The organism is Halobacillus sp. B23F22_1 (assembly GCF_043497005.1).
Taxonomy (GTDB): Bacteria; Bacillota; Bacilli; order Bacillales; family Halobacillaceae; genus Halobacillus_A.
Genome location: NZ_JBIEKE010000001.1, coordinates 1,109,908 through 1,135,425 on the forward strand (window position 1 = coordinate 1,109,908; position 25,518 = coordinate 1,135,425).

The 25,518-nt window shown below is 40.0% G+C and carries 22 protein-coding genes; 17 read left to right on the top strand and 5 right to left on the bottom strand.

Going from position 1 to position 25,518, the window contains the following annotated elements:
• Nucleotides 1-25 precede the first annotated feature (25 nt).
• The 10 genes from ACGTNH_RS05740 to ACGTNH_RS05785 all read left to right on the top strand — a co-directional run bounded on the left by ACGTNH_RS05740 (nt 26) and on the right by ACGTNH_RS05785 (nt 9,840).
• The gene (locus ACGTNH_RS05740) at nt 26-565 is read left to right on the top strand and encodes a TRAP transporter small permease (RefSeq protein ID WP_394586142.1); all 540 of its coding nucleotides are present in this window, start codon (nt 26-28) and stop codon (nt 563-565) included.
• Nucleotides 562-1,842 carry a TRAP transporter large permease gene (locus ACGTNH_RS05745; RefSeq protein WP_394585661.1) on the top strand — a complete coding sequence of 427 codons (1,281 nt, stop codon included), beginning with the start codon at nt 562-564 and terminating at the stop codon, nt 1,840-1,842. The genes ACGTNH_RS05740 and ACGTNH_RS05745 overlap by 4 nt, the downstream gene beginning before the upstream one ends.
• Before the next feature lie 337 nt (nt 1,843-2,179).
• Complete coding sequence (locus tag ACGTNH_RS05750; RefSeq protein WP_394585662.1) at nt 2,180-2,344, top strand: hypothetical protein; 165 nt, start codon at nt 2,180-2,182, stop codon at nt 2,342-2,344.
• A 27-nt stretch (nt 2,345-2,371) separates the two neighbouring features.
• Nucleotides 2,372-3,349, top strand: coding sequence for a C-terminal binding protein (locus ACGTNH_RS05755; RefSeq protein ID WP_394585664.1), 978 nt, complete (start codon nt 2,372-2,374; stop codon nt 3,347-3,349).
• Nucleotides 3,330-3,635 (top strand): HPr family phosphocarrier protein, encoded by a 306-nt coding sequence (locus ACGTNH_RS05760; RefSeq protein WP_394585666.1) that lies wholly within the window; start codon nt 3,330-3,332, stop codon nt 3,633-3,635. Before ACGTNH_RS05755 ends, ACGTNH_RS05760 begins: the two co-directional genes overlap by 20 nt.
• The gene (gene kduD / locus ACGTNH_RS05765; protein WP_394585668.1) at nt 3,617-4,372 is read left to right on the top strand and encodes a 2-dehydro-3-deoxy-D-gluconate 5-dehydrogenase KduD; all 756 of its coding nucleotides are present in this window, start codon (nt 3,617-3,619) and stop codon (nt 4,370-4,372) included. Before ACGTNH_RS05760 ends, kduD begins: the two co-directional genes overlap by 19 nt.
• Before the next feature lie 161 nt (nt 4,373-4,533).
• Nucleotides 4,534-5,694, top strand: a complete 1,161-nt coding sequence (gene sat, locus ACGTNH_RS05770) for a sulfate adenylyltransferase (RefSeq protein WP_394585670.1) — start codon at nt 4,534-4,536, stop codon at nt 5,692-5,694.
• Between the two features lie 158 nt (nt 5,695-5,852).
• Nucleotides 5,853-6,623 carry a 3'(2'),5'-bisphosphate nucleotidase CysQ gene (cysQ, locus tag ACGTNH_RS05775; RefSeq protein WP_394585672.1) on the top strand — a complete coding sequence of 257 codons (771 nt, stop codon included), beginning with the start codon at nt 5,853-5,855 and terminating at the stop codon, nt 6,621-6,623.
• A 266-nt stretch (nt 6,624-6,889) separates the two neighbouring features.
• Nucleotides 6,890-8,848 (top strand): phospholipase D-like domain-containing protein, encoded by a 1,959-nt coding sequence (locus ACGTNH_RS05780; protein ID WP_394585674.1) that lies wholly within the window; start codon nt 6,890-6,892, stop codon nt 8,846-8,848.
• 185 nt (nt 8,849-9,033) lie between these two features.
• Nucleotides 9,034-9,840 carry an alpha/beta fold hydrolase gene (locus ACGTNH_RS05785; protein WP_394585676.1) on the top strand — a complete coding sequence of 269 codons (807 nt, stop codon included), beginning with the start codon at nt 9,034-9,036 and terminating at the stop codon, nt 9,838-9,840.
• A 98-nt stretch (nt 9,841-9,938) separates the two neighbouring features.
• Here the strand turns inward: ACGTNH_RS05785 and ACGTNH_RS05790 are convergent, their stop codons facing one another.
• A complete protein-coding gene (locus tag ACGTNH_RS05790) occupies nt 9,939-10,526 on the bottom strand; it encodes a YdcF family protein (protein ID WP_394585677.1) in 588 nt (195 codons plus the stop codon).
• 66 nt (nt 10,527-10,592) lie between these two features.
• Nucleotides 10,593-11,318 carry a metallophosphoesterase family protein gene (locus ACGTNH_RS05795; RefSeq protein ID WP_394585679.1) on the bottom strand — a complete coding sequence of 242 codons (726 nt, stop codon included), beginning with the start codon at nt 11,316-11,318 and terminating at the stop codon, nt 10,593-10,595.
• Between the two features lie 196 nt (nt 11,319-11,514).
• Between ACGTNH_RS05795 and ACGTNH_RS05800 the strand changes: the two genes are divergently transcribed.
• From ACGTNH_RS05800 to ACGTNH_RS05810, 3 genes are all read left to right on the top strand, one after another.
• Nucleotides 11,515-12,315 (top strand): hypothetical protein, encoded by an 801-nt coding sequence (locus tag ACGTNH_RS05800; protein WP_394585680.1) that lies wholly within the window; start codon nt 11,515-11,517, stop codon nt 12,313-12,315.
• Between the two features lie 16 nt (nt 12,316-12,331).
• Nucleotides 12,332-13,744: a TcaA NTF2-like domain-containing protein gene (locus ACGTNH_RS05805; RefSeq protein WP_394585682.1), complete on the top strand. Its 1,413-nt coding sequence runs from the start codon at nt 12,332-12,334 to the stop codon at nt 13,742-13,744.
• A gap of 94 nt (nt 13,745-13,838) precedes the next feature.
• Nucleotides 13,839-14,450: a YdhK family protein gene (locus tag ACGTNH_RS05810; protein ID WP_394585683.1), complete on the top strand. Its 612-nt coding sequence runs from the start codon at nt 13,839-13,841 to the stop codon at nt 14,448-14,450.
• A 33-nt stretch (nt 14,451-14,483) separates the two neighbouring features.
• On the opposite strand, the gene ACGTNH_RS05815 is transcribed toward ACGTNH_RS05810, so the two are convergent.
• Nucleotides 14,484-15,872, bottom strand: a complete 1,389-nt coding sequence (locus ACGTNH_RS05815) for a hypothetical protein (RefSeq protein ID WP_394585685.1) — start codon at nt 15,870-15,872, stop codon at nt 14,484-14,486.
• A 359-nt stretch (nt 15,873-16,231) separates the two neighbouring features.
• On the opposite strand from ACGTNH_RS05815, the gene ACGTNH_RS05820 reads away from it, so the two are divergent.
• The 3 genes from ACGTNH_RS05820 (at nt 16,232) to ACGTNH_RS05830 (ending at nt 21,331) form a co-directional block, all read left to right on the top strand.
• Nucleotides 16,232-18,142: a BglG family transcription antiterminator gene (locus tag ACGTNH_RS05820; protein ID WP_394585687.1), complete on the top strand. Its 1,911-nt coding sequence runs from the start codon at nt 16,232-16,234 to the stop codon at nt 18,140-18,142.
• A gap of 109 nt (nt 18,143-18,251) precedes the next feature.
• Nucleotides 18,252-20,204, top strand: coding sequence for a fructose-specific PTS transporter subunit EIIC (locus ACGTNH_RS05825; protein WP_394585689.1), 1,953 nt, complete (start codon nt 18,252-18,254; stop codon nt 20,202-20,204).
• A 143-nt stretch (nt 20,205-20,347) separates the two neighbouring features.
• Complete coding sequence (locus tag ACGTNH_RS05830; protein WP_394585690.1) at nt 20,348-21,331, top strand: aldo/keto reductase; 984 nt, start codon at nt 20,348-20,350, stop codon at nt 21,329-21,331.
• Between the two features lie 85 nt (nt 21,332-21,416).
• On the opposite strand, the gene ACGTNH_RS05835 is transcribed toward ACGTNH_RS05830, so the two are convergent.
• Both ACGTNH_RS05835 and ACGTNH_RS05840 read right to left on the bottom strand, forming a co-directional pair.
• On the bottom strand, nt 21,417-22,718 hold the full coding sequence (locus ACGTNH_RS05835) for an alpha-glucosidase/alpha-galactosidase (RefSeq protein ID WP_394585692.1): 1,302 nt from the start codon (nt 22,716-22,718) through the stop codon (nt 21,417-21,419).
• 45 nt (nt 22,719-22,763) lie between these two features.
• Nucleotides 22,764-23,828, bottom strand: coding sequence for a LacI family DNA-binding transcriptional regulator (locus tag ACGTNH_RS05840; RefSeq protein WP_394585694.1), 1,065 nt, complete (start codon nt 23,826-23,828; stop codon nt 22,764-22,766).
• 313 nt (nt 23,829-24,141) lie between these two features.
• Here ACGTNH_RS05840 and ACGTNH_RS05845 point away from each other — a divergent pair, with 313 nt between their 5' ends.
• Nucleotides 24,142-25,434: an ABC transporter substrate-binding protein gene (locus ACGTNH_RS05845; RefSeq protein WP_394585696.1), complete on the top strand. Its 1,293-nt coding sequence runs from the start codon at nt 24,142-24,144 to the stop codon at nt 25,432-25,434.
• Nucleotides 25,435-25,518: the final 84 nt, after the last annotated feature.

Below are 25,518 nucleotides of genomic sequence, written 5' to 3' on the forward strand. Positions count from 1 at the left end.
AAGAGGGTCAGTTGAGGTGAATTTAATGAATATCATTCGTGTAATCGATCGAAGGATTGAAGAATTTCTGCTTGTTGTTTTATCAACGGTTATGGTTAGCGTTATTTTTTTTCAAGTAGTCATGCGAGTATCAGGTAATTCGTTGTCCTGGTCAGAGGAATTGGGACGATATTGCTTTATTTGGCTTGTGTATGTAGGAATTAGTTATGGGGTAAAAAAGCAGCGTCATATTAAAGTAGACGTCATGCTTCTATTGCTTAAAGGCAAAGGAAAACTATTACTAGCTATTGTTGCAAATATTATCTTTTTAGCGTTTTCTATATTTGTCGTGTTCTATGGTTATACCATTTCAAGTCAGTTATTTGGGTTTGGTCAAGCTTCTCCTGCCTTACATATTCCAATGGGAGTGGTGTATCTTGCCACTCCGTTAGGATTTGCTCTTACATCGATTCGACTCATTCAAAATCTCGTTGCTCAGTTTAAGATGTTAATTGGGAAAAAAGAGCTTGATGTTGCTGATGAACGTGATCGAATGCTTAATCAGGAAGGAGAGGATGATCAATGACGACCATTGTTCTATTTGGCTCCTTCGCCCTGCTCTTACTTTTAAGTGTTCCAATCGGGATTGCTATTGGAGTCTCTACATTATTGACCATTGTATATTCAGGCACGATCCCTATCGAATTTTTAATGAAAGAACTTGTTACAGCAGTTGATTCCTTTCCATTAATGGCGGTTCCTTTCTTTATCCTTGCGGGTGAGATCATGGGAAAAGGCGGAATCTCGGAGCGGTTGTTTAATTTCGCGAACGCACTGGTAGGAAACAAAACCGGTGGATTTGCGATGGCAACGATTGTGACATGTATGTTCTTTGCGGCTATTTCAGGATCCGGCCCTGCAACAGTTGCTGCTATCGGGGGTATTATGATCCCGGCTATGGTAAAACAAGGTTATGATAAGAAGTTCGCTACGGCTACTGTAGCAGCGGCTGGTTCGATTGGAGTTATTATTCCACCAAGTATTCCAATGGTTATTTATGGAGTAGTTGGAAATGCTTCAATTGGTGATATGTTTATTGCTGGCATAATTCCAGGAGTATTGGTCGGTTTGTCTCTTATGGTTTGGGCGTACATCTATTCTAAGAAACAAGGTTACCGAGGCACGTTTGAGAAAACCTCATTTTCGTATATCTGGAAGTCCTTCTGGGAAGCAAAATGGGCGTTAGTCATTCCATTAATAATCCTTGGTGGGATTTACGGGGGCATTTTCACACCAACTGAAGCGGCAGTTATTGCAGTAGTATACGGCATTTTAGCTGGCTTACTGCTTTACCGTGAACTGAAAATAAAAGATCTGCCAAAAATTTTAGCAGACTCAGCTTTAACCACATCGACAGTTCTAATCATTGTAGGAACGGCAACCGCTTTTGGAAGATTATTAACGATCGAGCAAATTCCAACACAAGTCGCAAATTTCCTTTTATCGATCTCAGAAAGTGAGATCGTCATCATCTTACTTATTACACTACTTTTGTTATTAGTCGGATGTTTTATGGATACGTTAGCGGCCATTATTATTTTAACGCCTATTCTGCTTCCGATCGCAGTAAATCTGGGATACGATCCGATTCATTTTGGAATAATTATGGTCGTAAACCTGGCGATTGGTTTTATCACACCACCATTAGGTGTGAACCTGTTCGTCGGTTCAGGAATATCTGGACTTTCTATTGAACAGTTATCAAAAGCGATCATTCCTTTCTTCCTAGCGATGATCTTTTCATTATTAATGATTACCTTTATACCAGAATTATCTCTATGGCTTCTTCAATTTAGTGAGTAATGAGGTATGACCTCCACCTTGCCCAGTCCCTTGTGTCATACAAGGGACTTTGGGTTGTTAACTAGACTTCTGTCTTCAAAATGCCGCCTACATATGCAGTAATTAGGACCCTGTTTATGAATCTATCATTCGTTCCGATGCCTGAGAACCTTATATCTAGTGTGGAACTCCTCGCTGCAGCGAATATCTCCATGGTTATTCTCGGTATGCATCTTGCAGAAATAAAAGTCGTACAAATGGGAGTGGAGCAAAGTATCCTATGCTGCTGGTGTTCGTTTAGTTGCATCACCATTGATAGCATTTGCTTTAATCATTGTGCTGGCCGATGAGCGATTTAATGGCGAGTGTATTAATTGTCTCTGCCGCCATGCCGTTTACTGCTACGACGATGATTTACGCGGTTCAATTCAAATCTAAACCTGAACTTGTTTCTAGTATTACATTAACGACCACACTCCTAAGCGTGATTACGATACCAGTTCTACTCATGATGTATATATAACTAGTTAAAAAGAGGAGGTTTCCCGCAATGAAAGTGGTTATTACGGATTATGAATACGATTCTCTGTTGCCTGAAGAAACTGTGTTAAAAAAACACGGAATTGAATTAGAGGCTCACCAGTGTCAAACAGAAGAAGAGGTCATTGAGGTCTGCCGCTATGCTGACGGTATCATTTCACAATATGCACCTATTTCAAGAAGAGTTATTGAAGAAATGCAACAGTGTCAGGTGATAGCCAGGTATGGCATCGGTTATGACTCTGTCGATGTTCCCTCTGCCAGTGAGAAAGGAATCGCAGTATGTAATGTGACGGATTATTGTATTGAAGAAGTGTCTGATCATGCGGTCACCTTGTTGCTGAACGCAGCTCGTAAAGTTTCACTCTTATCCAACCGTGTAAAAAATGGGATCTGGGATTTTAACGAAGCGAAGCCGGTCCCACGGCTAACAAAGCAGACGCTTGGATTGATTGGATTCGGGAATATCCCTAGAAAAGTGGCGGTGAAGGCTGCTGTTTTCGGATTGAATGTAATAGTCTTTGACCCTTTTGTCACGCAGGCTGATGGTGTCTCTCTTGTATCTTTTGATAAACTTCTTGCATCCTCAGACTTTGTCTCAATTCATGCTCCGCTAAATGAAAAGACCAAGGGAATGATTGATGAAGCGGCTTTTAAAAAAATGAAACAAAATGCCGTTCTAATTAACACGGCCAGAGGACCTTTAATTGATGAAGGAGCACTTGTCAAAGCATTAAGAGAAAGAGAAATTGCCGGAGCCGCTCTTGACGTTATGGAACAAGAGCCGCCTGTGGAGAGCCACACGCTGCTTAGCATGGAGAATGTAATCATTACACCACATGTGGCCTGGTATTCCGAAGAATCAGAAGTTGAGCTTAAGACAAAAGCAGCTGAAAATACTGCAGCTGTATTAACCGGAAAAAAACCTGCTTATTTAGTTAATCCTTTAAAAGAAGAGAGGGTAGATCATGACTTCAAAAGTATCTAAAACGATCAAAGTAAATATTAATGAAACTCAAACCATAATGGAGCTTAGTCAAATTATCCAGCAATACGATGCAGAAATTATTCTAAAGAAAAACGTGAATGGGAATATCATTGAAGCTAATCTTAAAAGTTTTCTTGGTTTAGTTAATCTGCGCCTCCATAACGGAGATGAGATCCAAGTGGAGGGCTTTGGCAAAGATGCATCAAAAGCTTTAACAGAGGTAGAGGCTTTTTTTTCAACAGAATCAACAGGAGGAGGTATTAAACGATGGAATATTTTAATTTAGATGGAAAAGTCGCTTTAGTAACAGGGGGCAACCGTGGATTAGGAGGAGCAATGGCTTACGGGCTGGCTGAAGCGGGAGCAGATGTAGCCATAGTCCAAAGATCGACTGAGGAAACAGATGTAGTAACCAACATTCGAGAGCTCGGTAGAAAATGTGAGGTGTTTTCTTTTGATATCTCAGAAACAAACCGCCTTTCTGAACTCGTTGATTCAGTTAATGAGACGTTTGGCAAAATTGATATTTTAGTCAATAATGCTGGTGTCCAACACCGCTCACCAGCTGCTGAATTTTCTGAAGAGGACTGGGATTTTGTCATAGACGTTAATCAGAAAGCGGTCTTTTTTCTATGCCAGCTTGTAGGCAGGAAAATGTTAAAGCAGGGAAGCGGAAAGATTATCAATTTAGCCTCATTGCTCTCTTTTCAAGGTGGATATACGGTTCCAGCTTACGCTGCAGCAAAAGGCGGAGTCGCTCAATTTACAAAATCTTTATCTAATGAATGGGCTTCACAAAACGTAAATGTAAATGCCATCGCTCCTGGATATATGGCCACAGATATGAATACTGCTCTTATTCAGGATGAGTCTCGAAACCGTCAAATTTTAGAGCGCATACCTGCCGGAAGATGGGGAAAGCCGGAGGATATGGTGGGAGCTGCCATTTTTCTAGCATCAAGGGCTTCTGATTATATTAACGGAGAAATCATTACAGTGGACGGAGGCTGGATGGGCCGTTAAAAAATGATCGATTTACTTGTAATGGAATCCTAGTTTTTTGCTAGGGTTCTTTTTTATAATATAGTTATTAGAATATTTGCGAAATAAAAGGAAGTATGTTTCGATTTAGGGAGGAGAAAAAGCCCCGCTTCTTAAGCGGTACAACTAAACGGAGGTAGACAATGACCGTACAATTAAAAGCAGACAAATTAAATGAATTAGTAAACAAAGAACTAAAAGGAGCCGATCGTAAAGAGGCCCTTTCTCGAGCAGCATCACTACCCAGTCTCACAATCTCCGCATGGACGATTTCGGATCTTGAGCTCATAGGAATTGGAGGATTCAGCCCGCTGGAAGGTTTCATGAGACAAGCTGATTACGAAAACGTTGTGAACGAACTGCGCTTAAGCGATGGTACCGTTTGGAGTATTCCCATTACGCTGCCGGTTACTGAAAAGCATGCAGAAGAAATCACAGTCGGTGAAGAGATAGCACTGAAAGGAGAAGACGGAGTCACATACGGTACGATTCAAGTTGAAGAGAAGTATACTTACGATAAACAATTAGAAGCGGAAAATGTATACGGCACTTCAGAAGAAGCCCATCCTGGTGTGAAAAAAGTGTACGAAAAAGGAAACGTTTACCTTGGCGGTCCAATTAATCTATTAAATCGACCGGATCATGGCCGATTTGAAGACTATTACCTAGATCCAGCGGAAACACGTCAGCTATTCAAAGACCTTGGCTGGAAAACTATTGTAGGCTTTCAGACGCGAAATCCGGTACACCGTGCGCACGAACACATCCAAAAAACAGCGCTTGAAGCAGTAGACGGTCTTTTATTAAATCCATTAGTAGGGGAAACAAAGTCAGATGACATCCCAGCAGATGTTCGAATGGAAAGCTACGAAACCATTCTCAAAAACTATTACGTCGAAGATCGCGTACGGCTGGTTATTTATCCTGCGGCTATGCGCTACGCTGGGCCTCGGGAAGCGATTTTACATGCTATTGTACGCCGCAATTATGGCTGCACTCACTTTATTGTAGGCCGTGATCATGCAGGAGTAGGCGATTATTACGGAACGTACGATGCTCAAGATTTGATCGCTGAATACGAAGATGAACTAGGTATCAACATTTTCAAGTTCGAACATGCTTTTTACTGTGAGGTTTGTGAGAACATGGCTTCCGCTAAAACATGCCCTCACGATAAAAAACACCATGTGCATTTAAGTGGGACAAAGGTACGCGAACTGCTGCGTAATGGAGAACGTCCGCCAAAAGAATTCTCTCGTCCTGAAGTTGCAGATGTTCTTATTAAAGGAATGAAGCAAACGTAAGCGGTATGATTCAAAAGTGATAAAGGCAGACTTTCAAAAAACAAGCTGAGTTATTGCAGGTACACAAATTTTGTCGAATTGACTTCTAAAAAAATCATACCTATATTTAAATCGCCAGCTCCCGGCTGGCGATTTTCCTAATCAGAGGAGGAAGTATAATGAAAGAGATAATCCAAGCCGCTTTATCAGCCGGTAAAGAAATTATGAAAATTTACGAAACGGATTTTGATATTGAATACAAAGAAGATGAATCACCGTTAACGACAGCAGACCAGCGATCGCACGAAATCATTAAGACTTCCCTTCGTACACATTATCCTAATATTCCGGTGCTTAGCGAAGAAGGTAGCCAGATCACATATGATCAGCGAAAAGAGTGGAAACAATTTTGGCTCGTTGACCCAATTGATGGCACAAAAGAATTCATCAAAAAGAATGGTGAATTCACAGTGAATATAGCAAGGATCCGTGACGGAAAGCCTGTCCAAGGTGTCGTCTACGCCCCTGCTCTCGATACATTATACGTCGCGGATGAAGACAAAGGAGCTTACAAAGTGGAAGGGGTATTATCTCGTAAAAAGGTTGTCGCAAAAGCGCTGCCTATTGAAAAGAGTGATAATGGAACAGTAAAAGTTGTCGCGAGCCGTTCGCACATGTCTGAAGAAACGAAAGCTTTTATTGAAGAGTTAGAATTGCGATACGAAAACGTAGAAACTCTCTCAGCGGGAAGTTCACTCAAGCTATGCCTTGTCGCTGAAGGAAAAGCCGACTATTACCCTCGTTACGCGCCGACTATGGAATGGGATACAGGAGCTGGGCAAGCTATAGTCGAGCTGTCAGGTGGAAAAGTAGAAGTAGCGAATGACCAAAAACCCCTCGAATATAACAAAGAAAACCTCCGCAACCCATGGTTTTTAGCGTATAGATAGAAGAAATGAGAAAGAACGGTACCAGGTACGCAAATGAGAGAAGTCGGTACCAGGTACACAAAGAAAGAGAGGGTGTACCTGGTACCAAATCCTTTCTCACACTACTATTCGCTCATATAATTGATAAATTTCACCATATATTTTTGTTAGAAGCGTCTTCCATCGCATCATTCAGACTATTTTATAAAAGTCTCATACCTCTTTATTGATTATGCTTTACACTGGCTGTGTAGGCATTTTTAATTTTATTAAAGGGAGCGGATAAAGTGGGGGAATGGAGAGTATTTGCTAGAGTGATGGTTGTTGTGTTGATGCTCGGTATTTCTTTAGGATATGAAGATCAAGAAGTTTCGGCAGCTTCTAGTGGAGACGTTGTCGTAAATGAAGTGGCATGGATGGGAACGACCGAGAGTTTCAACGATGAATGGATTGAATTACATAATACAACGGATGAATCGATCGACTTATCCAGTTGGACTTTATCAGCTGTGGACGGTACGCCGTATATCAGTTTATCAGGGTCTATTCCTGCTGACGGGTATTATTTGTTAGAGCGGACAGATAATTCCTCAGTAACAGAAGTATCAGCTGATCAAATTTATTCTGGTGCTTTATCTAACAGCGATGAAGCCCTTGAGCTCCGAGATGGATCAGAAAATGTGGTTGATACTGTAGATGATTGGCACGCGGGTGATAATGATAAAAAGGCTGCAATGGAACGGATGAATCCTGAAATAAGCGGTACTAATTCGACAAATTGGGCAGATGCCACTGTTGCATATAATGGAGGCTACGGCACTCCGAAAGAAGAGAATTCCAGTAACGAGACTGATGGCAAGTGTGAAGAAGATATCTCTAATGTCTCTGAAGAAGAAGGCGCCATCAATGTTTATTTTAATAAGTGTGTTGATCACAAATATGCGGTCGATGGAAATGAAGCGAATGAAGGTGTCAATTTAGAAGATCGCTTGATTGAGCGTCTGGAACAGGCAGAGGAGCGTATCGATTTTGCTACATATGAACTTAATCTTCCCCGTATTGCTGATGCGTTAATTGCTAAGGCAGCTGATGGGGTAGAAGTACGAATGATTGCTGATGCGAAGGATGCTGATGACCCTCATTATGAAGAGCGTTATGAAACGATGAGATTGTATATAGAAAAAATCAAGCGCGGGGCTGATGGGGAAATCGGAACAGCTGATGATGTAGAAATCTTATCAGACTCCCCAATGATGGCAGTTGAAGACGCTGAGACTCGATCAGAGGTCGGTTTACCTGAAGATGTATCTGATATTAACGAGGTAACCGTTGAAGTTGGAAATGGAGAAGAAACAGGCCGTCTTTTTGTAGAAGGAGAACAGAAAGACGAAGAAGGAACGTATTACTCGCCGGGAAATCAAATGCATAACAAGTTTGCGATTGTCGATGAGCACTGGGTATTTACAGGAAGCTGGAATTTTACAGTAACAGGTTTGTATGGAAATGTAGAGAATCAGGAGAACGGTATATTTGAAGGTAACCAGCAGCACGTTGTAGAAATTAATTCTCCAGAACTCGCAGATATTTACGAAACAGAATTCAATGAAATGTGGGGGAGTCCAACCTTCTCCCCGAATTTAGCAGAATCTAATTTTGCCACACGAAAAACGGATAATACTGAGCATGAAGTTGATGTGAATGGAATACCTGTGGAGGTTTATTTTTCTTCAGGCGATGATGCCATCGGTCAGCTGACAGACTATGTAAAAAAGGATGCTGATGAAAATACCTACTTTTCTATTTTTGCTTGGAGTGATCAGGGGTTACTCGATGAATTAAAGTACAAATATGAAGGATCTTATGAAGACGAAACAGGGTCTTTAACTGGATTCGATCTTAGAGGAGTCTTTGATTCTAGTTTTTGGAACCAATGGTGGTCTGCGAGCGTTGATATGACCGGGCGCACAGCAACTGAAGAAAGTGATGGCAACCCAAATACTAGATGGGCAAACCCTGCGCCAGTGTACAAAGATGCGGAATCTCGAAAGCTCCATAGCAAAACGATGCTCATCGATGCTGACACGACGAGCGACCCAACTACTGTGGTAGGATCTACTAATTGGAGCAATAATGGAAACAATGTAAATGATGAAAACGTGCTATTTATCCATGATGACCAAATCACCAATCAGTTTGTACAAGAATTCAATGCACGCTATGAACAAGCAGGAGGAAGCATCAAATAAAACAAAAAGTTACAGCTATTTGCTGTAACTTTTTTTCTTTTTTTTCTGGGTACCAGGTACAGAAATAGTGACCCTCGGTACCAGGTACCAGCTATCAAAAAAAGTGTACCTGGTACCTATATTTTCACGCTATCTTGAATAAGTTTTTATGATAATGTTTTTACTATTTCAAGGAGTGTGGTTGGGTGAATTACTTAAGTATAGATTCTAAGACGAAGCTTTATTATCAAGGCGAAGGTGTAGGACAAACCGTGATATTTGTTCACGGGGTGATGATGAGCAGTCAATTTTTTCATAAGCAATACCCTTACTTTAAAGAAAAATACCGTACAATCATGTTTGACTTTCGAGGGCATGGAGAATCTAGCAAAGTTGAGTATGGCCATACAGTTGCAAACTACGCTAGAGATTTAAAATCGTTAATCGAACACTTAGAGCTTAAAGATGTCATTTTAGTAGGCTGGTCAATGGGAGCATTTGTTGTTTGGGATTATATTAATCAATTTGGCACAAATAATATCAAAGCGATTACTGTGGTGGATCAGTCCCCCTCTGATTATATTTGGGAAGGCTGGGAATACGGAGCGTTTACTTTTGATGACATAAAGGGTGTGATGCAGGCGATTCAAGAAGATCAAAAAGGGTTCAATGCCGATTTTATTTATGGGATGTTTAAAGAGAAACCAGACAAACAAGAGCATAAGTGGATTCTAAAAGAAATGATGAAAGTACCAGCGTCCATTGCCAGCACTATTGTTTTTAACCAGACTGCTGTAGATTACAGGGAAAATCTTTCAAACATTGATGTTCCTGCATTGATTTGTTTCGGCCGCGATGATAAGTTTTTTCCGGTAGCGGCAGGGGAGTATATTCAACAAAAAATCCCTGGTTCAAAGCTTGTACCTTTTGAAAATAGCAGCCATTGTTTGTTTTTAGAGGAGCCAGATAAATTTAATCAGGAACTGGATAAATTCTTTCAAAGTTTAGAGTGAAAATGTTACGTGTACCAGGTACCCAAAAAGAGAAAAAAGGTACCAGGTACACAAAAGCTCTCCTTCTGTACCTGGTACTCAGATAAAAAAGAAAAAAGTCATCCAAACATATAGACGGGGAAGTAACCGATGAGTTTTACCCATTCGCTGAAGACGGTTTGGGCTTCTCGTTTGGTTAATCCGTCATCAGGATCGTAGTAGGAAGGAGCGGTTGAAAAAGACAATTCGATTTCTTCCTCCACAAACACCCTTTCAAAGGTGAACTTGCTTCGCCTCGAGTGATAGTTACTGGTAACAACTATGGCAGATTCCAACTCATGTTCTTTCATAAGCTCTCTGCTGTATACTGCATTATCATATGTACTCGAGGCTTTTTTTTCTTCTATAATATGTGCTTCCTTCACACCTAATTCTATTGCTTCCTCTGGTTTTGTGCCTTTTTCTGTAGAGTTAGAGAGAATGATCGTGTCTGCGAGATCATCTTCGTACAGCTCAATTGCGTGTTCAAGACGGCCTTCATTTCCGCTCAGCACAATGATGGCGTCTGAAGGCGAAGGGCTGCTGTTTATAATTAAACGATCAGGCCCGAAGGTGAATAATAGAATGAGTATAATTAATCCAAATAAAAAACTTAATAAAAAAAAGCCGCGTAAAATTTTTTTAGCAATAATAGTATGATCTGACATTTATACTTTTCCTTCCCTGTAGATCAATAAAAGCTAGATAAGGTGAGTCACCTTATCTAGCTTCTTTTAATTCGATACGGATGCGTTCATTAATAGCTTGCTTAACAAATCTTTTTCCGGATAGTCAGAGGATTTTACACCTTCAACGACCTCCTCTAAATCATAGCTTGTTCTTATAATGGAGGTTTGGACCCCGCCATCTTCAATATCTACTATCGCGTAAGAAGGCTGGGCCAGACCATCAAATGGCAGTCCGACACTGCCTGTATTAATTATTATTTTACCATCAATGTGGCGGACGTATGGTTTATGAATATGGCCATATACATAAATATCGGCAATATCATTGCCCATTAAGCGTTCTTTCATCGTTTCCTCGGTTTCCGTTGGGAGCACGACCTCAAATAAATCCTCGGGAGTCGCGTGAAATCCGTGAATATGAACGCCTTCAAAATCTTCATTAATCTCTTCTTCAAGATTGTCCAAGTACTTGATGGCATCACTCGTCATATTTGAGCATGACCAGTCTTTCTCTTCATTCATACCTTCAATGACGTCGTCTGGAACTTCTCCTTCTTGGACTCCTCGGACAATCCAGTCATCAGCGTTTCCTTTTATTACTTTAGCATCAAGCTCTTGTACAAGTTCAACAGAGCGCTGCGGCTCAGGTCCCCGGTAGGCAAGATCTCCTAAAACGAATAGTTGATCGACATTTCTTTCTTTTATATCTTTTATGACAGATTCAAGGGCACGTGCATTACCGTGAATATCTGCTATAAATGCTAGTCTCATAACAGTCTCCTTTTTGCGTGTGATTTTAAACATTATTCCCTTCCATTTTAAATCGAAACACGTTCGTTTCTTTCTTTTTTATAATCACCATTATTGTCCCAAACAATCATTTAAATCTTAGTTCTTAATTCATAGGTCTTGTACGTATACATACTTTATTAAGTCTACAAAAATCTTTAAAGCAAAGGATGGTTCAATGAAGTGTACAAATTGCCAAAACGAACAATCAACAGGAAAATTCTGCGGAGTATGCGGGACCCCTTTTTCTGAAGAAGAAATTGCTCAATCTCCACCACCGACAACAGCGCTGGCCACTGTACAGCAAAATAAGTCTCATGGTGGTTCCATCAATAATGTAAAGTACTTTTGGAATGATTCTCTCCGTTTCCTTAAACAGCCATTAGAAGCATTTCGCTCAGATGAATCAGCTTTCGCCCGCGGGATGATAACTCTACTGCTGTATATGACAGCTTTTACATTAAGTGTTTATTTTATATCGAACTCTCTTTATAAGGTTTTTAAACCTTCTATGATAATGGAGGAGTTTGGTTTTTGGGAAGCACCCACGGCCATTCCATTTTTTGAGTACAGCTATCGAGTTTTTTTCTTCTCCTTAGCAGGAGTTGTGATCAGCCTTCTATCTATTTTTGTTGTTTCAAAAATAATGAAGCTTACGTTGTGCCCTAAAACCCTCGTTGCTCAGTATGGAGGTTTGATAACACCCTTTCTTTTTGTTAATGTGATTACTATTTTATTTGCGTTAAGCGGGACAGTTATGGCGACATTTCTATTATTAGGGGCTTCGATGTTTTATGGACTTCTTGTGGCTCCTATTCTGTTCATCTACCACCATGGCTTGAGAAGCGGCCCACAACGCGTGTTTTATGGAAGTATTGGTACGAGTGTTATTATTTTATTCCTGGCTTATTTTATGGGTAGGTGGATGCTCATAGAAAAGTTAAGTGAGCTGGGAGAGAATTTTAATCGTATTTTTTGAAAGGGGGATTTAGCTATTGAAGTATTGTACAGAATGCGGCTATTCCCTTTTGAAAGAACAAGCCTTTTGTATTTCCTGTGGAGTGAAGTGCATAGATGGTTCTACTCAACAAAATCCGCAGCCTACAAGAAAAATGCGCTCGACAAGGAAGCCGCTGAAAAAAGGAAAGAAAATAGTTATGGGGAGCATTATTGCTTTAGCTGTACTTTTATTTACGGCTCACCAGTTCATCTCTGAGAAAATGGATCCTATGATTATGGTTATGGAGATGGATCGAGCGATTTCTAACAACGATGCTCATGCTTTTTTTGAACATATTGAGCTTGAGGAAAAGGCTTTGATAAATAAAAAAGATTTTCTCGCTTATATAGAAGAGTCAGGATGGGCACATATTGAAAGACAATTAAGAAATGTGGTCGCTGGGAAAGAAGATAATCTTTTAATTAAAGATTACGAAGGAAACGAACTTTTTACGTTAAAAAAGGATCACCTTTTTGCTGAGATGTACCCCACTTATAAGATAATTGCTAAACCTCACCCGATTAAAGCCGTCACAAATTTTTCACCAACGAAACTAAATGTTGAGGAGCAATCTGTAAAGATAGAAGAAGGTGAAGAAAAAGAAGTGTTTCAAGCTTATCCAGGGACGTACGAAGTAAAAGGTGAAGCTGAAAACGCATTTGGTGTTTTTGAATACAAGGATGAAATTTATGTTAATTTAAATGATGAATCTCTCTCTACGATTTCAATTAATTTTCCGGATAAAAGGTATACCATTCAAACCGATCAGTCTGATGCTACTTTATTTATTAATGGAAAGAGTACGGGGAAAACATTAAGCGAGTTTAAGGAACTTGGTCCTTTTCCAGATGAGGAGGAAGTCTTTATGTACGCTGAGAGAACGGACAAGGATGGAGAGGTTCAGCGTACGGAAGAGATCAGTCAGTACTATACAAACGGGGGCTCTCTCCCTTTCAAATTTAATAAACGAGAATATGAATTTCCAGATCTTGAATACGAAAAAGAAGTAGAAGAGGTAACGATCGAAGAAGAAAACTTTCGTTCTGATGAAGCATCACAACATGTACTGGCTTTTAGAGATGCTTACGAAAATGCTTTAAATGAAGTCGACTATAGCTATATTTCTTCTTACTTAGCAGAAGACAGTGATGCGGCAAGTGAACTGCAGGATTATTTAATAGAAATTGAGCATCAAGGCTTCTGGTTCACTTTTACTTCAAATGAGGTGGTTTCTACGGAACAATTGGATGAGACGACGTTTTTGGTAACAACGAATGAAGGATTTACATTCACAGATTACGAGGGGAATGAAACAATTTATGACCGGGTAAAGGATTATGAAGTAACAACAACCGAACAGGGCTTTAAGATTACGATAATTGATATAAATGAAACAAACAGAGACTGAACATGGATAAAGAAAAGTTTTTCTCTCTGCACCAATCATGCATAATTACTGGGTATCCTGCAAATGTACAACTATTACAGAGAGGAAGATGAACATGAATCGGATTAATTGGATACTTGGAACACTTTTTTTTATCTCTTTATTAACACTAGCTGCATGTGGCAGTGATAATGAAGAATCTACAGAAGAGGACTCAGAGCACGGTGAGGAAACAATGGAAGAAGAAAATGAAAAATCAAGTGATGAGGGAGAAATGGACCATAGCGATATGGATCACTCCGGGTCAGGAGAAGTCCCGGATGATCTGGAAGAAGCTGAAGATCCAACTTTTGAAGAGGGGGATCAAGCAATAATTACAGCTTCTCATATGCAAGGAATGGAAGGAGCGGAAGCCACAATCGTTGGCGCTTATGATACTACAGCATACGTGATTTCATACGATCCTGTAAACGGAGGCGACCGTGTAGAGGATCATAAATGGATTATTCATGAAGAAATTGAAGAAGCAGGTGAGGAGTCATTTGAATCTGGCGATGAAGTGACGATTGAAGCATCTCACATGGAAGGGATGGACGGCGCTGCTGGAAATATTGAGTCTGCTGAAGAAACGACTGCATACATGGTTGATTTCACGACAACAGATAGTGACGAAAAAGTCACCAATCATAAATGGGTAACAGAAAATGAGTTAAAAGAAATGGAATAATAGTAAAAAAAGCTGAGGCTCCCTCAGCTTTTTTTATGCTCGTTTTACCATATCGACGTATAGTTTCTGATAGGCCTTATGTTCATCGAGCATACCTACTTCGTGATAGAGCTTAGACAGCCATTGAACAGGTTTTGGATCTTCATTATTTAGTTCCATTTCCCAGCTCATGCATTCAATAGCTTTTTGCGGTTGATGGAAGTAATGATACAGCTCGCCAAGACGTCGTTGTTGATTCGGATCTTCCAGCAGGATATTCATTTCATCGATTTTTTTGAGAAGAGGTTCAGCGATTTTGATATTTTTAATTGGCTGAGCCCAGTTTTGAATATAAGCCGGTGTTTGATCAATCAATAAGGAGGATAAGGCCTCATAAAGAATAGTGCTTGCTTGCTCTTCATCGATATTATCACAAACGGTTAATATTAACTTTTGTAATCCTTCTGGCGTAAGTGATTGGGTTATTAATTCTTTTTGTTTAACGATGGTGATCAGCTGTTCAGATTGAGTGGGAGAGAGATTAAGTTCATGCTGGCAGATCAGCTGGAGAGCTGACTCAAGTTGGGATTCGTTTAAATAAGCTTGCAGCATGTCTTGGGAAAATGATTCATTAGTCAAACCGCGGTTTGATAAGTCTTTTAATATTTGGAATCGATTTTCGGGACCGTATTCATGAATTAATGTTTTAAGGAAAAGGTAGTGGTTTTCATTTTTTGTATGCTGTACACGATAAATGTGCAGGGTGAGGCGGTCTATCCAGCGATTTTGCTGCTGATATAGATGATCTAATGTTTGAAAGGCAGAAGATTTAGGAAGCTTTGCATATGCCTGATTTTCGACATAAATAGGATCTCTGCTCAGTACAGAGTCATCATTTGTTTTGTACAGGGCTGCGTATTGAGTAAACTGTAAATCGCTCGTAAAGGAGTGCGTCACGCTATGATTTGGTGCGAAATCTCGGAGAATGTTGAGGATTCGAAAACAGGATAACAATTTTCCATCACGTCGGTTTTGATAATAAAGCTTTTTAATGAGGTGTACAAGCTTTTCTTTCATAATAAAACCTTCGAAATAGGTAGCAATCAAGGCAGTTTCTTGTAAGGTGCGTTGTTTGGGTAGTTTTGCAAATAAGTCGTTAAAACTTTTTTTCTTAAAAGGGGTGTTAGCACATTGGGCATGGACCAAAGGATGAGGCGGAGTGAAGGTAGTGCCTTTTTGAAAGGCGGCTTTTACATATGGATAAGTAGTATCCGCTTTTGGAATGACGTAGTTCAGATATTCATTCTCGTAAAAGAAAACATAATGGGGGTGGCCCTTAGCATCTCTAGCTTCAATAATACGGCTCTGCTTATAGATGGTCATTCGATCTATTGCCAGGTCACGGCTCTGATTCTTATCTTGAATGGTGATCGTTTGGGTCATATAGGTCCCTCCTCAATCTTTCTTGCACCTTAACCATACCACTATATAGTACAACCATCAATAGGGCAGACGAGGTGCCTTCGGAGTAAAATGGTTAAAAACGACAATGTATAACTTTACAGGCATTCGAGAATATTTTGGGTAACTAGTAAATCATAGTTCATCTATATCGGGGAAACGAACATGAAAAAGCCCCGCTTCATCTGGCCGGGTTGAGCGAAGTACAGGAGTTTTTAAAAGATATGAAAATGAGGGGATTTTCCATAAGCTGCAAGTATTATATTGTCTTAAAAGTTGTCGAAGTTAGCATTTATTCGTTAGAATGAAAATGGTTTCATATTCATGAAGTAGGTGCGGAAATGAATGAGCGACAAACGGAATTGTTAAGGAAGTTAGTAGTTCAAACTAAAGATGTCTTCCACGTGAGCGATCTTGCGGAAGAACTGGAATGTTCCGAGAAAACGTTAAGAAATGACTTGAAGGCTATAGAGCAGTTTCTTCAAAGCGAAGCGGAAATTGTTCGCAAGCCTGGAATAGGTGTGTATCTCTCAGCTACTTCGGAGGAGAAGACCAGACTATTTCAATACTTATATCAAACAGAATCAAAATCAGATCAGGATCGGATTCTTGAGTTAGCGTACCATTTGCTGGTTGAGGAGCAATCGATGACGTTAACAAAAATGGCAGAAAACCATTTGACGACTGTGCCTATTATTAAGAAGGATATAGAGTTAATCAATCGCTGGCTGGAAAATTTTAAACTAGAAATCGTTTCAAAACAACGTTTAGGCAGTGTGATTATTGGAAGAGAACTCGATAAAAGAAATGCATTGGCCCATTTACCTGAACTTGTGTCTTCAGCGGGCATATCAAGCGATTATCTTCTTCATCTTTTTCCGTCTTATGAGGTGGATGTAGTCAGGCAATCATTGAGGAAAATGCAGCTAACTTTTTCATTTCAACTTGAAGATGAAGAAATAGAAAGCCTGCTAATTCATGCATTGGTGATGATGAAACGTACAAAACAGCGTTCTCCTATAAAAATTGATGAGACAGAAAAAAGAGCACTGGTAGGATCTTTAGAATTTGAGATGACGGAATGGTTCTTCCATAAGGTGGGGGGAGTTTTACGGCTCACTTTCCCTGATGAAGAAAAGGTTTACTTTACTTGGCATTTAATAAGCTGCAAACGTAGAGAACCTTCTTCTCTTTCCCCCTATGATGATCTTTCAAAAGAAGTAGTGCATCAGCTTACTTTTCAATTACAGATTATGACGATGATGGATTTTCGAAATGATTCTTTATTACTAGATGGTCTACGCATCCATCTTGAGTCAACGATTCACCGCGTACGTTATGGATTGACGATTCGTAATCCGATGCTCGCTGATATTAAAAAGATGTACCCTTACATGTTCAGCATGGTTGTTCTCGCTTTAGAAGAAGTGAATGAGAAATATGACTTAAATATACCAGAGGACGAAGCCGCATATTTAGTGCTTCACTTTCAAGCTGCGGTAGAACGTTTAGAGAAGAGACGTGAAGCGTCAAAAAAGGTCTTGATTGTATGTGAACTGGGAGTGGGCATGTCTCACCTTTTACAGGCGAAACTTGAGCAAGCTTATAAAGGTATGGATATTGTAGCCTGTGTTAGAACACGAGAGATTGAACAGGTTGTAAAAGAACAAAGCATCGATGTAATTGTCTCCACTAAACCCCTTAGCTTGACAAATCCACCATCGGTTGTCATTTCCCCCTTGTTAGAAGCAAAAGATAAAAAGAAATTGGATCAATTTTTAGATCAAATTGATCAACAAACTCCAGCCGATACAAGAGGGGAAAACCTTGAGAACTACGTAGGAGAAGATTTTACTTTTATAGGTGTGAAAGCTGAACACCCTTATCAAGTGATTGAAATGATTGCGAACTGCTTAAAGGAAAAGGAAAAAGTAACCGAATCATTTGCACATCGGGCTATTCTCAGGGAACGCTCCTCTGCGACTGCGATCGGGGGCGGGATTGCCATTCCACATGCTCACCCAGATGAAGTGTATGAATCTACGATAGGGATGGCGATCCTGGATAAACCTATTGAATGGGGCAAGGAAAAGGTATCTGTTGTATTTTTACTGGCTATTTCTCAAGAAGACCAAACGCTCATTCGTCCGCTTATGAAGGTGATTTCTCAGATAAGTGAGCATCCAGGTGATGTAGAGAATCTTATGCAAGCAACTACGTTCTCTGAAATTAAAAACTATTTTAATCGATAAGCATTTTAAAAAATTCATTTTTACCGCAGGTATGGTAAAAATGAATTTTTTTTAGAGGAGTTTATTGGAGTAAGATTGATGTAGAAGTAAGAGAGAGGGGATAAAAACCATGAAAATACTAGCTGTCACTGCTTGTCCAGTCGGCATTGCTCATACGTATATGGCTGCGGAAAACCTGCAAAAAGCAGCTGATGAGATGGGCGTTAATATGAAAGTAGAAACGCAAGGCTCTATAGGTGTAGAAAACGAACTTACAGAAAAAGATATTGCAGAAGCCGATGGGATTATTATTGCGAGTGATAAAGAAGTTTCCAAAGAGCGATTTGGCGGAAAACCTCTACTAGTCGTTGGTGTACAGGAAGGAATTCGTGAACCAAAGCAGTTAATTCAGCGAATTGTGGATAAAGATGTATCCGTTTACAAAGAGAGTATGCCATCTGCAGAAACGGTGAAACAAAAAAAGAAAGAAAAAGAAAATCCCATCTACCGTCATTTAATGAACGGTGTAAGCTACATGATTCCATTTATTGTCGTTGGTGGATTGCTTATCGCAATTTCATTAGCAATTGGAGGAGAACAGAGTGCTGAAGGGATTATTATTCCGGAGGATTCATTTTGGAAGCAGATAGAGAACCTGGGAGCTGCTTCATTCAGCTTTATGGTACCGATCTTAGCTGGTTTTATTGCTTATAGTATAGCTGATCGACCTGGGTTGGCTCCGGGAATTATTGGTGGTTATATCGCTACAGACGGAAGCTTTTACGGAAGTGAAGCTGGAGCTGGGTTTATAGGTGGAATTATTGCTGGTTTTCTAGCGGGGTACGTTGTATTGTGGATTAAAAAAATTAAAGTTCCTCAAGCAGTACAACCCGTCATGCCAATCATTTTTATTCCCATTTTAGGTTCTCTAATTGTGGGGATGCTGTTTATTTTTGTTATAGGGGCACCAGTAGCTGGAATTTTTGAAGGATTAACGGTCTGGCTTGAAGGGATGCAGGGGACGAGTGCTGTATTTCTTGCATTGATATTGGGAGCCATGATTGCGATCGATATGGGTGGCCCATTTAATAAGGTTGCTTTCTTGTTTGGTTCAGCGATGATTGCAGAAGGGAATTATGAAATTATGGGTGCGATAGCCGTGGCGATTTGTATCCCACCTTTAGGTATGGGACTGGCTACCTTTTTGAATAAGCGGAAATATCAACAAGCTGAACGGGAAACAGGGAAAGCTTCTTTTACAATGGGTTTCTTCGGCATTACTGAAGGAGCGATCCCATTTGCGGCTCAAGACCCGTTCCGGGTTATACCTAGTATTGTGACAGGGTCAATGGTTGGAGCTGTCATTGCTATGCTAAGCAGTGTCGGTGACCGTGTTGCTCACGGAGGTCCTATTGTGGCTCTACTTGGAGCAGTAGACAACGTATTCATGTTCTTTATAGCTGCTGCTATAGGTATGGTTGTGACCGCTTTAATGGTTAATTTGTTGAAAAAAGATGTAAAGGTTTCAGAGGACCCGATCGTACAAGAGGAGGCTGCACCAGAAACAGAAGTAAAACCATCAGCGCAAGAAGCAGAGAAGACGAATGAAAAACAGTCTAAAGAAATTAACAAGCTAACAGACATTACTACACCAGAGCTTATTAATACTGATTTAAATGGATCTACACGTGATGAGGTAATTGATGAATTGATTGGAACACTCGATAGGAATCATCTTCTACAGTCGCCACACCAATTTAAAGAGGCTATTATTGCCCGTGAAAATGAAAGTACAACGGGGCTTGGAATGAATATTGCCATCCCCCATGGAAAATCATCTGCTGTTAAGAAGCCGGCTGTTGTGTTTGGCATTAAACGAGACGGCGTGGATTGGAACAGCATGGACGGATCAGACGCTAAGCTTATCTTTATGATTGCAGTACCTAAAGAACGAGAAGGCGATGATCATTTGCGTATTTTGCAAATGTTGTCTCGTCGATTGATGAATGATGAATTTAGAAATGATTTACTAAGTGTGAAAACGAAAGAAGAAGCCTATCAATTGTTACAAACAATTAAATAGTCATGGCCTTGCAGGGACACTCTCTGCAAGGTTTTTCTTTTAGACCTGGGGAATCCGCTAAGCGGATTTCATATAGAGTTTAATAATATATGATACTATGAAATGAAAAGGCTTACTAAAATATTTGCGAGGTGGTTAATTACATGAAATATAATCGGCTAGGAAGTACTGATTTGGAAATCAGCGAATTAAGCTTTGGCACGTGGGCAATTGGTGGAAGCTGGGGAAAGACGGATGACCGGGCGGCTTTAAAAGGGCTTCAAACGGCTATGGATGCCGGTGTTAACTTTTTTGATACAGCAGATGTATATGGAATGGGACATAGCGAAGAACTACTGGCAGAAGCCACTAAAGGAAAGGAATCTGAGATTAAAATTGCTACGAAATTTTGCCGGCAAGGAGATATAAATGATCCCGCTAATTATTCGATGGAACAAGTGTCTTCTTATTTAGAAGACAGCTTAAAGAGGTTAAATAGAGATCAGGTCGATCTGTACCAGATTCACTGTCCTTCATTTGAGATTATAAAAGACGGGTCTGTATTTGAAGTTCTTGAAAAACTAAAAGAGCAAGGTAAAATCAGATATTATGGGGTAAGTGTAGAGACAGTTGAAGAAGGGTTGCATGTGTTAAAAAATTCAAATGCAAGTGCCCTTCAAGTCATATTTAATATTCTCCGTCAGAAGCCATTAGACAAACTTTTTCCTGCCGCAATTGAAGAAAATGTTGGAATTTTAGCTCGTGTTCCGTTGGCAAGTGGATTATTGACAGGAAAGTTTAATCGAGACCACACATTTGAAGAAGATGACCACCGCCATTTTAATCAAGACGGCGAAGCTTTTAACGTAGGGGAAACATTTGGTGGTTTAGAATTTTCAAAAGGAATCGAATTAAGTCAAAACTTAAGTTGGATTGCTGACGAACGTGAAAATATGACGCGTGCTGCTTTAAAATGGATTATTCAGCAGGAAGCTGTTACTAGTGTTATTCCAGGATTTCGAAATGTACAACAAGTGAAGGACAACATTCGAGCGGTAGATGTTAAGGACTATAGTCAGGAAGAGTTACGCAGGCTGCGGAAGTTTTATAATGAAGAAGTTCATGCTCATATTCGCGGCGTGTATTGAAGGATAGCTATATACAGAAAGTAAAAAAGACGACTGATAAGGCTGACACCCAGCCCGTTTCAGTCGTCTTTTCTCAATAAAAGAATTACTTATATTCAGGAAGCCAGTCACCGTGAGCTTCTATAAGATCGTTACACATAGCAATAATATCATCCATGGAAAGCTCTGCACTCGTATGAGGATCCAGCAGTGCCGCTTGGTAAATGTGTTCTTTCTTGCCAGTTACAGCAGCTTCTATTGTTAACAATTGAGTATTGATATTCGTTCGATTCAGGGCAGCCAGCTGCTCAGGCAGTTCTCCAATATAGGTTGGAAGAATACCATTTCGGTCTGCCACACAGGGAACTTCTACACAGGCGTTTTCAGGAAGATTTGAGATAAGACCGCCTGTGTTCACTACATTTCCTCCAAATTTAAAAGGAGAATTTGTTTCCATTGCTTCGATGATATGGGAGCCATATTCTTTAGACCTCTCGTGAGATAGCTGGGAATTATGTACGATTTCTTCGCGCATGTCTTCCCACTCTTTAATTTGAGTGACGCAGCGGCGTGGATATTCGTCTAAAGGTATGTTAAAGCGTTCAACCAGTTCTGGGTATTGGTTTTTAATAAAATACGGATGGTATTCAGCGTTATGCTCTGATGATTCAGTAATGTAATAACCGAATTTATCCATAAGCTCAAAACGCACCATATCATTATGCTTTTCCTTTTGTTTCTCTTTGGCACGTTTCTTAATTTCAGGATACAAGTCTTGTCCGTCTTTCTTTACTTCTAAGAGCCATGCCATATGATTGATCCCGGCGATCCGCTCTTCAATTCCTTCTTGATCCATATCGAGTGTTTCAAATAATTCCTTCGTGCAAACTTGAACGCTATGACAGAGACCGATGGTTTTCACATTTGTGTGGCGATTCATAAATCCTGTTAAGGTGGCCATTGGATTTGTATAGTTTAAGAGCCAAGCGTCAGGGCAGACTTCCTCCATATCATTTGCCATTTCCAGCATTACAGGTATTGTCCGTAACGTTCGAAAGATTCCGCCGATGCCGATTGTGTCACCAATCGTTTGCTGTAATCCGTATTTTTTTGGTATCTCAAAGTCGATAACCGTACTTGGTTTATATCCGCCTACTTGAATCGCGTTAATCACATATTTGGCATCAGATAATGCTTCTTTTCTGTCCAAGTAAGTAACGATGTGAATCGACTGATTATATTTTTGTGATAAATTTTTTAACATGTGCTCCGATTCTTTCAGCCTTTTTTCATCAATATCATGAAGGGCAAATTCAAATCCTTCAAGGGCTGGAACAAACATGCAGTCCCCAAGAATATTCTTCGCGAAAATTGTACTTCCAGCTCCGATAAAAGTAATTTTTGACATATGGTTTCCTCCTATTTTTCATATAAGATCTTCTAAACGTATAAGCTAGACTGTTGCTGCACAGCGATCATTCCGGCTTACTGCTGTTGAATCACGAAACTGAATGTGACAGGGATGAATAATTTTAGTTGGAACCTTCCGCCCATTTATACGTTCGTTTAAAAGTTTGACCGCTGATTTTCCCATTTGTTCAGAATAAACCCTGGCTGTAGTCAGGGGAGGGGTTAAGTAACTTGCTAGTTCTATATCATTGTAGCTGACAATAGATACGTCCTCAGGTACGTGAACTCCCATTTCATGAAGAGCACGGAGAGCACCAATGGCAAGTGGATCGCTGGCGGCAACAAAAGCTGTAGGGAGTTGTCCTCTGCTAATTGCCTCCATCATTAATCGATATCCTTCATCGGTAGACCAATCTCCTATAAATACATTTTTTTCCTCATAGTACCCTTTACTTTTCATGATTTTCTTATAAGGAAAATACCTTAATTTTTCGAGATTATCTATACTGTCAAGATCGGTTTCCTTATTAGAGGAGTGAATGATTTCCTGCCCACCAATATACCCAATGTTCTTATGACCGAGTGAGAGAAGGTGTTCCAAAAGACGCGAAGTAGCTCCATAAAGATCAGAAGTGACACTGTCGAATACTTCAATTCCCGGAGAATCATCAATGAAAACGACTCTGTCACATTGGGAATAGATTTGCTGCACAGTTTCAGGAGCTATGTTACCGACTACGATCACTCCGCTGAGATCATTAAGGCTTGTCTCTTGATCAGCGGACTCCACCTTTCTAATTACTGTAGAGATATTTAATTGTAAACGTGAACATTCGGCCTCAATTCCCCGCCTGATTTTAATAAAGTACTCATCTTCATATTCATAATCCTTTGAACAAAAAATAAGAAGTCCGATAGATTCTCTTGAATGAGGAGAAGAGAATTTTTTCTTATGAGATAAAGTCATATAGTTTAATTTTTCAGCTGATTCATAGATGCGATTTTTAGTCGTTTCTGCTACTGAGAGAGTAATATCTTCCCTTAATACTCTCGATACAGTCGCTATGGATACGTTTGCTTCTTTTGCTACATCTTTTAAGCTAGTCATGTTTCACCTCTATTTCTTTTACTAAATTTTACTTAATTTTAAACTATCATAAAAAACAAGTATATACAAAACAATTTTTCAGATTAATCCATAAATGGCTGTTTTGTTGCTTATAATATAGGTTGAATTCACAATGATAAGTTAAAAGAAATTTCTGAAAAACACTTGTAAGCGATTTCTCAGTTTGATATATTCGTAACTACAAAGTGAAAATTTTAGTAAAAAGTTAACGAATTTTATTTATCTTTTTACAAATTGTTATGGCGGAAAGGTAAAGGTCTCTTTAAATTAAATACAAACGAGGGGGATGGCAATGAAAAAATCAGTTTTAAAATTTGTTGGCAGTATCGGTATGGTGACACTGTTAGCGGCTTGTGGAGGAAGTAATGGAGATGGAAACGGAAATGGAGGAGAAGAGGAAATAAGCGGCAGTGAAGAAGGAAAACTAACCATTGCTCTTACAGCAAGCAGTGAAGGGGAAAGAGCTGCTTTTGAAGGATTAATCGAGGAGTTCGAGGAAAAAAATGATGTTGAAGTGGAAGCTAGTTTTCCTGGTGGAGGCTATGAAGATCAAATGAGAGTGCAGATGGCTGCTAACGATCTGCCTGATGTATTTGATACTCATGGGTGGTCACAGCTTCGATATGGAGAATATACACACGATCAGCAGGACATGGACTGGGTAGACAATATGAAGCCTGAAATGGAAGACGTTGTGACAGATGAGGAAGGAAAAGTATATACCTATCCAGTAAATATGGCTCAAGACGGGGTGATCTACAACGAGAATATTTTAGAAGAGTACGGAATTGAAGTTCCTGAGACTTGGGATGAGTTTGTATCTGCGTTGGAAACCGTGCGTGATGAAGCAAATGGACAAGTTGCTCCATTGTGGATTGCCGGTGGAGATGGGTTCCCATTAGGTCAGTTGGTGGACCAAATGATGACGCCAATGTTTGAAACCGACGAAGATAATGATTATACGGAGGAATTGCTTGATGGGTCATTTGATTGGAGTCGATATGAATGGCTGCCTGAACAATTGTTAATGCTTCAAGAAAATGATCTTCTCAACCAAGACGTGCTGACGGCAAAGTATGCACAGGCTCCTGAAATTATGGCTGGCGAGCAAGCTGCATTTATGTTTGCCGGCGGATCGATTGGACCGGATACGACCGCCTTGAATGAAGAGGTTGAAGTTGGGTTAATGCCGACTCCAACGGTACATGAAGGAGACGAGCCGGTATGGATTGGTGGAGAACGCTTTGCTCTTGCCATTTTTGAAGAGTCTGAAATGAAAGAGGAAGCCGAGCAGTTCATTGAGTTTATAGCTGAGCCTGAAAATGCTCAACGTATTGCGGAAGGTACAAATTTAGCATCAGCTATTGAAGGGGTGGAAGCAGACACTTATTTCTCTGAAGACCTGGAGAAATATTCAGGTGTTGAAGTTGTAAGCTACTTCGACCGTGTTTATCTTCCGAGCGGTATGTGGGATGTCATGTCCACCACTACCGAGGAATTGTTAGCCGGTGGAACACCTGAAGAAGCAGCTAATACGATGGAATCTGAATATGAGCGTTTAAGAGAAGAAAACGATGACGAATAAATATTCATTTGATTAATAAGGGAGAGAGAACTTTCTCTCCCTTCTATGTTTATGAGACATCGTGAAGTATAAGGAGATGACAGG

What these genes read in the sequence shown, in the direction of transcription:
- ACGTNH_RS05810 (WP_394585683.1), top strand. Translation starts at nt 13,839, where the DNA reads ATGAATCGGATTAATTGGATACTTGGAACACTTTTTTTTATCTCTTTA.
- kduD (WP_394585668.1), top strand. Translation starts at nt 3,617, where the DNA reads ATGGAATATTTTAATTTAGATGGAAAAGTCGCTTTAGTAACAGGGGGC.
- ACGTNH_RS05740 (WP_394586142.1), top strand. Translation starts at nt 26, where the DNA reads ATGAATATCATTCGTGTAATCGATCGAAGGATTGAAGAATTTCTGCTT.
- ACGTNH_RS05795 (WP_394585679.1), bottom strand. Translation starts at nt 11,318, where the DNA reads ATGAGACTAGCATTTATAGCAGATATTCACGGTAATGCACGTGCCCTT.
- ACGTNH_RS05755 (WP_394585664.1), top strand. Translation starts at nt 2,372, where the DNA reads ATGAAAGTGGTTATTACGGATTATGAATACGATTCTCTGTTGCCTGAA.
- ACGTNH_RS05835 (WP_394585692.1), bottom strand. Translation starts at nt 22,718, where the DNA reads ATGTCAAAAATTACTTTTATCGGAGCTGGAAGTACAATTTTCGCGAAG.
- ACGTNH_RS05760 (WP_394585666.1), top strand. Translation starts at nt 3,330, where the DNA reads ATGACTTCAAAAGTATCTAAAACGATCAAAGTAAATATTAATGAAACT.
- cysQ (WP_394585672.1), top strand. Translation starts at nt 5,853, where the DNA reads ATGAAAGAGATAATCCAAGCCGCTTTATCAGCCGGTAAAGAAATTATG.
- ACGTNH_RS05830 (WP_394585690.1), top strand. Translation starts at nt 20,348, where the DNA reads ATGAAATATAATCGGCTAGGAAGTACTGATTTGGAAATCAGCGAATTA.
- sat (WP_394585670.1), top strand. Translation starts at nt 4,534, where the DNA reads ATGACCGTACAATTAAAAGCAGACAAATTAAATGAATTAGTAAACAAA.
- ACGTNH_RS05815 (WP_394585685.1), bottom strand. Translation starts at nt 15,872, where the DNA reads ATGACCCAAACGATCACCATTCAAGATAAGAATCAGAGCCGTGACCTG.
- ACGTNH_RS05820 (WP_394585687.1), top strand. Translation starts at nt 16,232, where the DNA reads ATGAATGAGCGACAAACGGAATTGTTAAGGAAGTTAGTAGTTCAAACT.
- ACGTNH_RS05840 (WP_394585694.1), bottom strand. Translation starts at nt 23,828, where the DNA reads ATGACTAGCTTAAAAGATGTAGCAAAAGAAGCAAACGTATCCATAGCG.
- ACGTNH_RS05750 (WP_394585662.1), top strand. Translation starts at nt 2,180, where the DNA reads ATGGCGAGTGTATTAATTGTCTCTGCCGCCATGCCGTTTACTGCTACG.
- ACGTNH_RS05825 (WP_394585689.1), top strand. Translation starts at nt 18,252, where the DNA reads ATGAAAATACTAGCTGTCACTGCTTGTCCAGTCGGCATTGCTCATACG.
- ACGTNH_RS05790 (WP_394585677.1), bottom strand. Translation starts at nt 10,526, where the DNA reads ATGTCAGATCATACTATTATTGCTAAAAAAATTTTACGCGGCTTTTTT.
- ACGTNH_RS05845 (WP_394585696.1), top strand. Translation starts at nt 24,142, where the DNA reads ATGAAAAAATCAGTTTTAAAATTTGTTGGCAGTATCGGTATGGTGACA.
- ACGTNH_RS05800 (WP_394585680.1), top strand. Translation starts at nt 11,515, where the DNA reads ATGAAGTGTACAAATTGCCAAAACGAACAATCAACAGGAAAATTCTGC.
- ACGTNH_RS05745 (WP_394585661.1), top strand. Translation starts at nt 562, where the DNA reads ATGACGACCATTGTTCTATTTGGCTCCTTCGCCCTGCTCTTACTTTTA.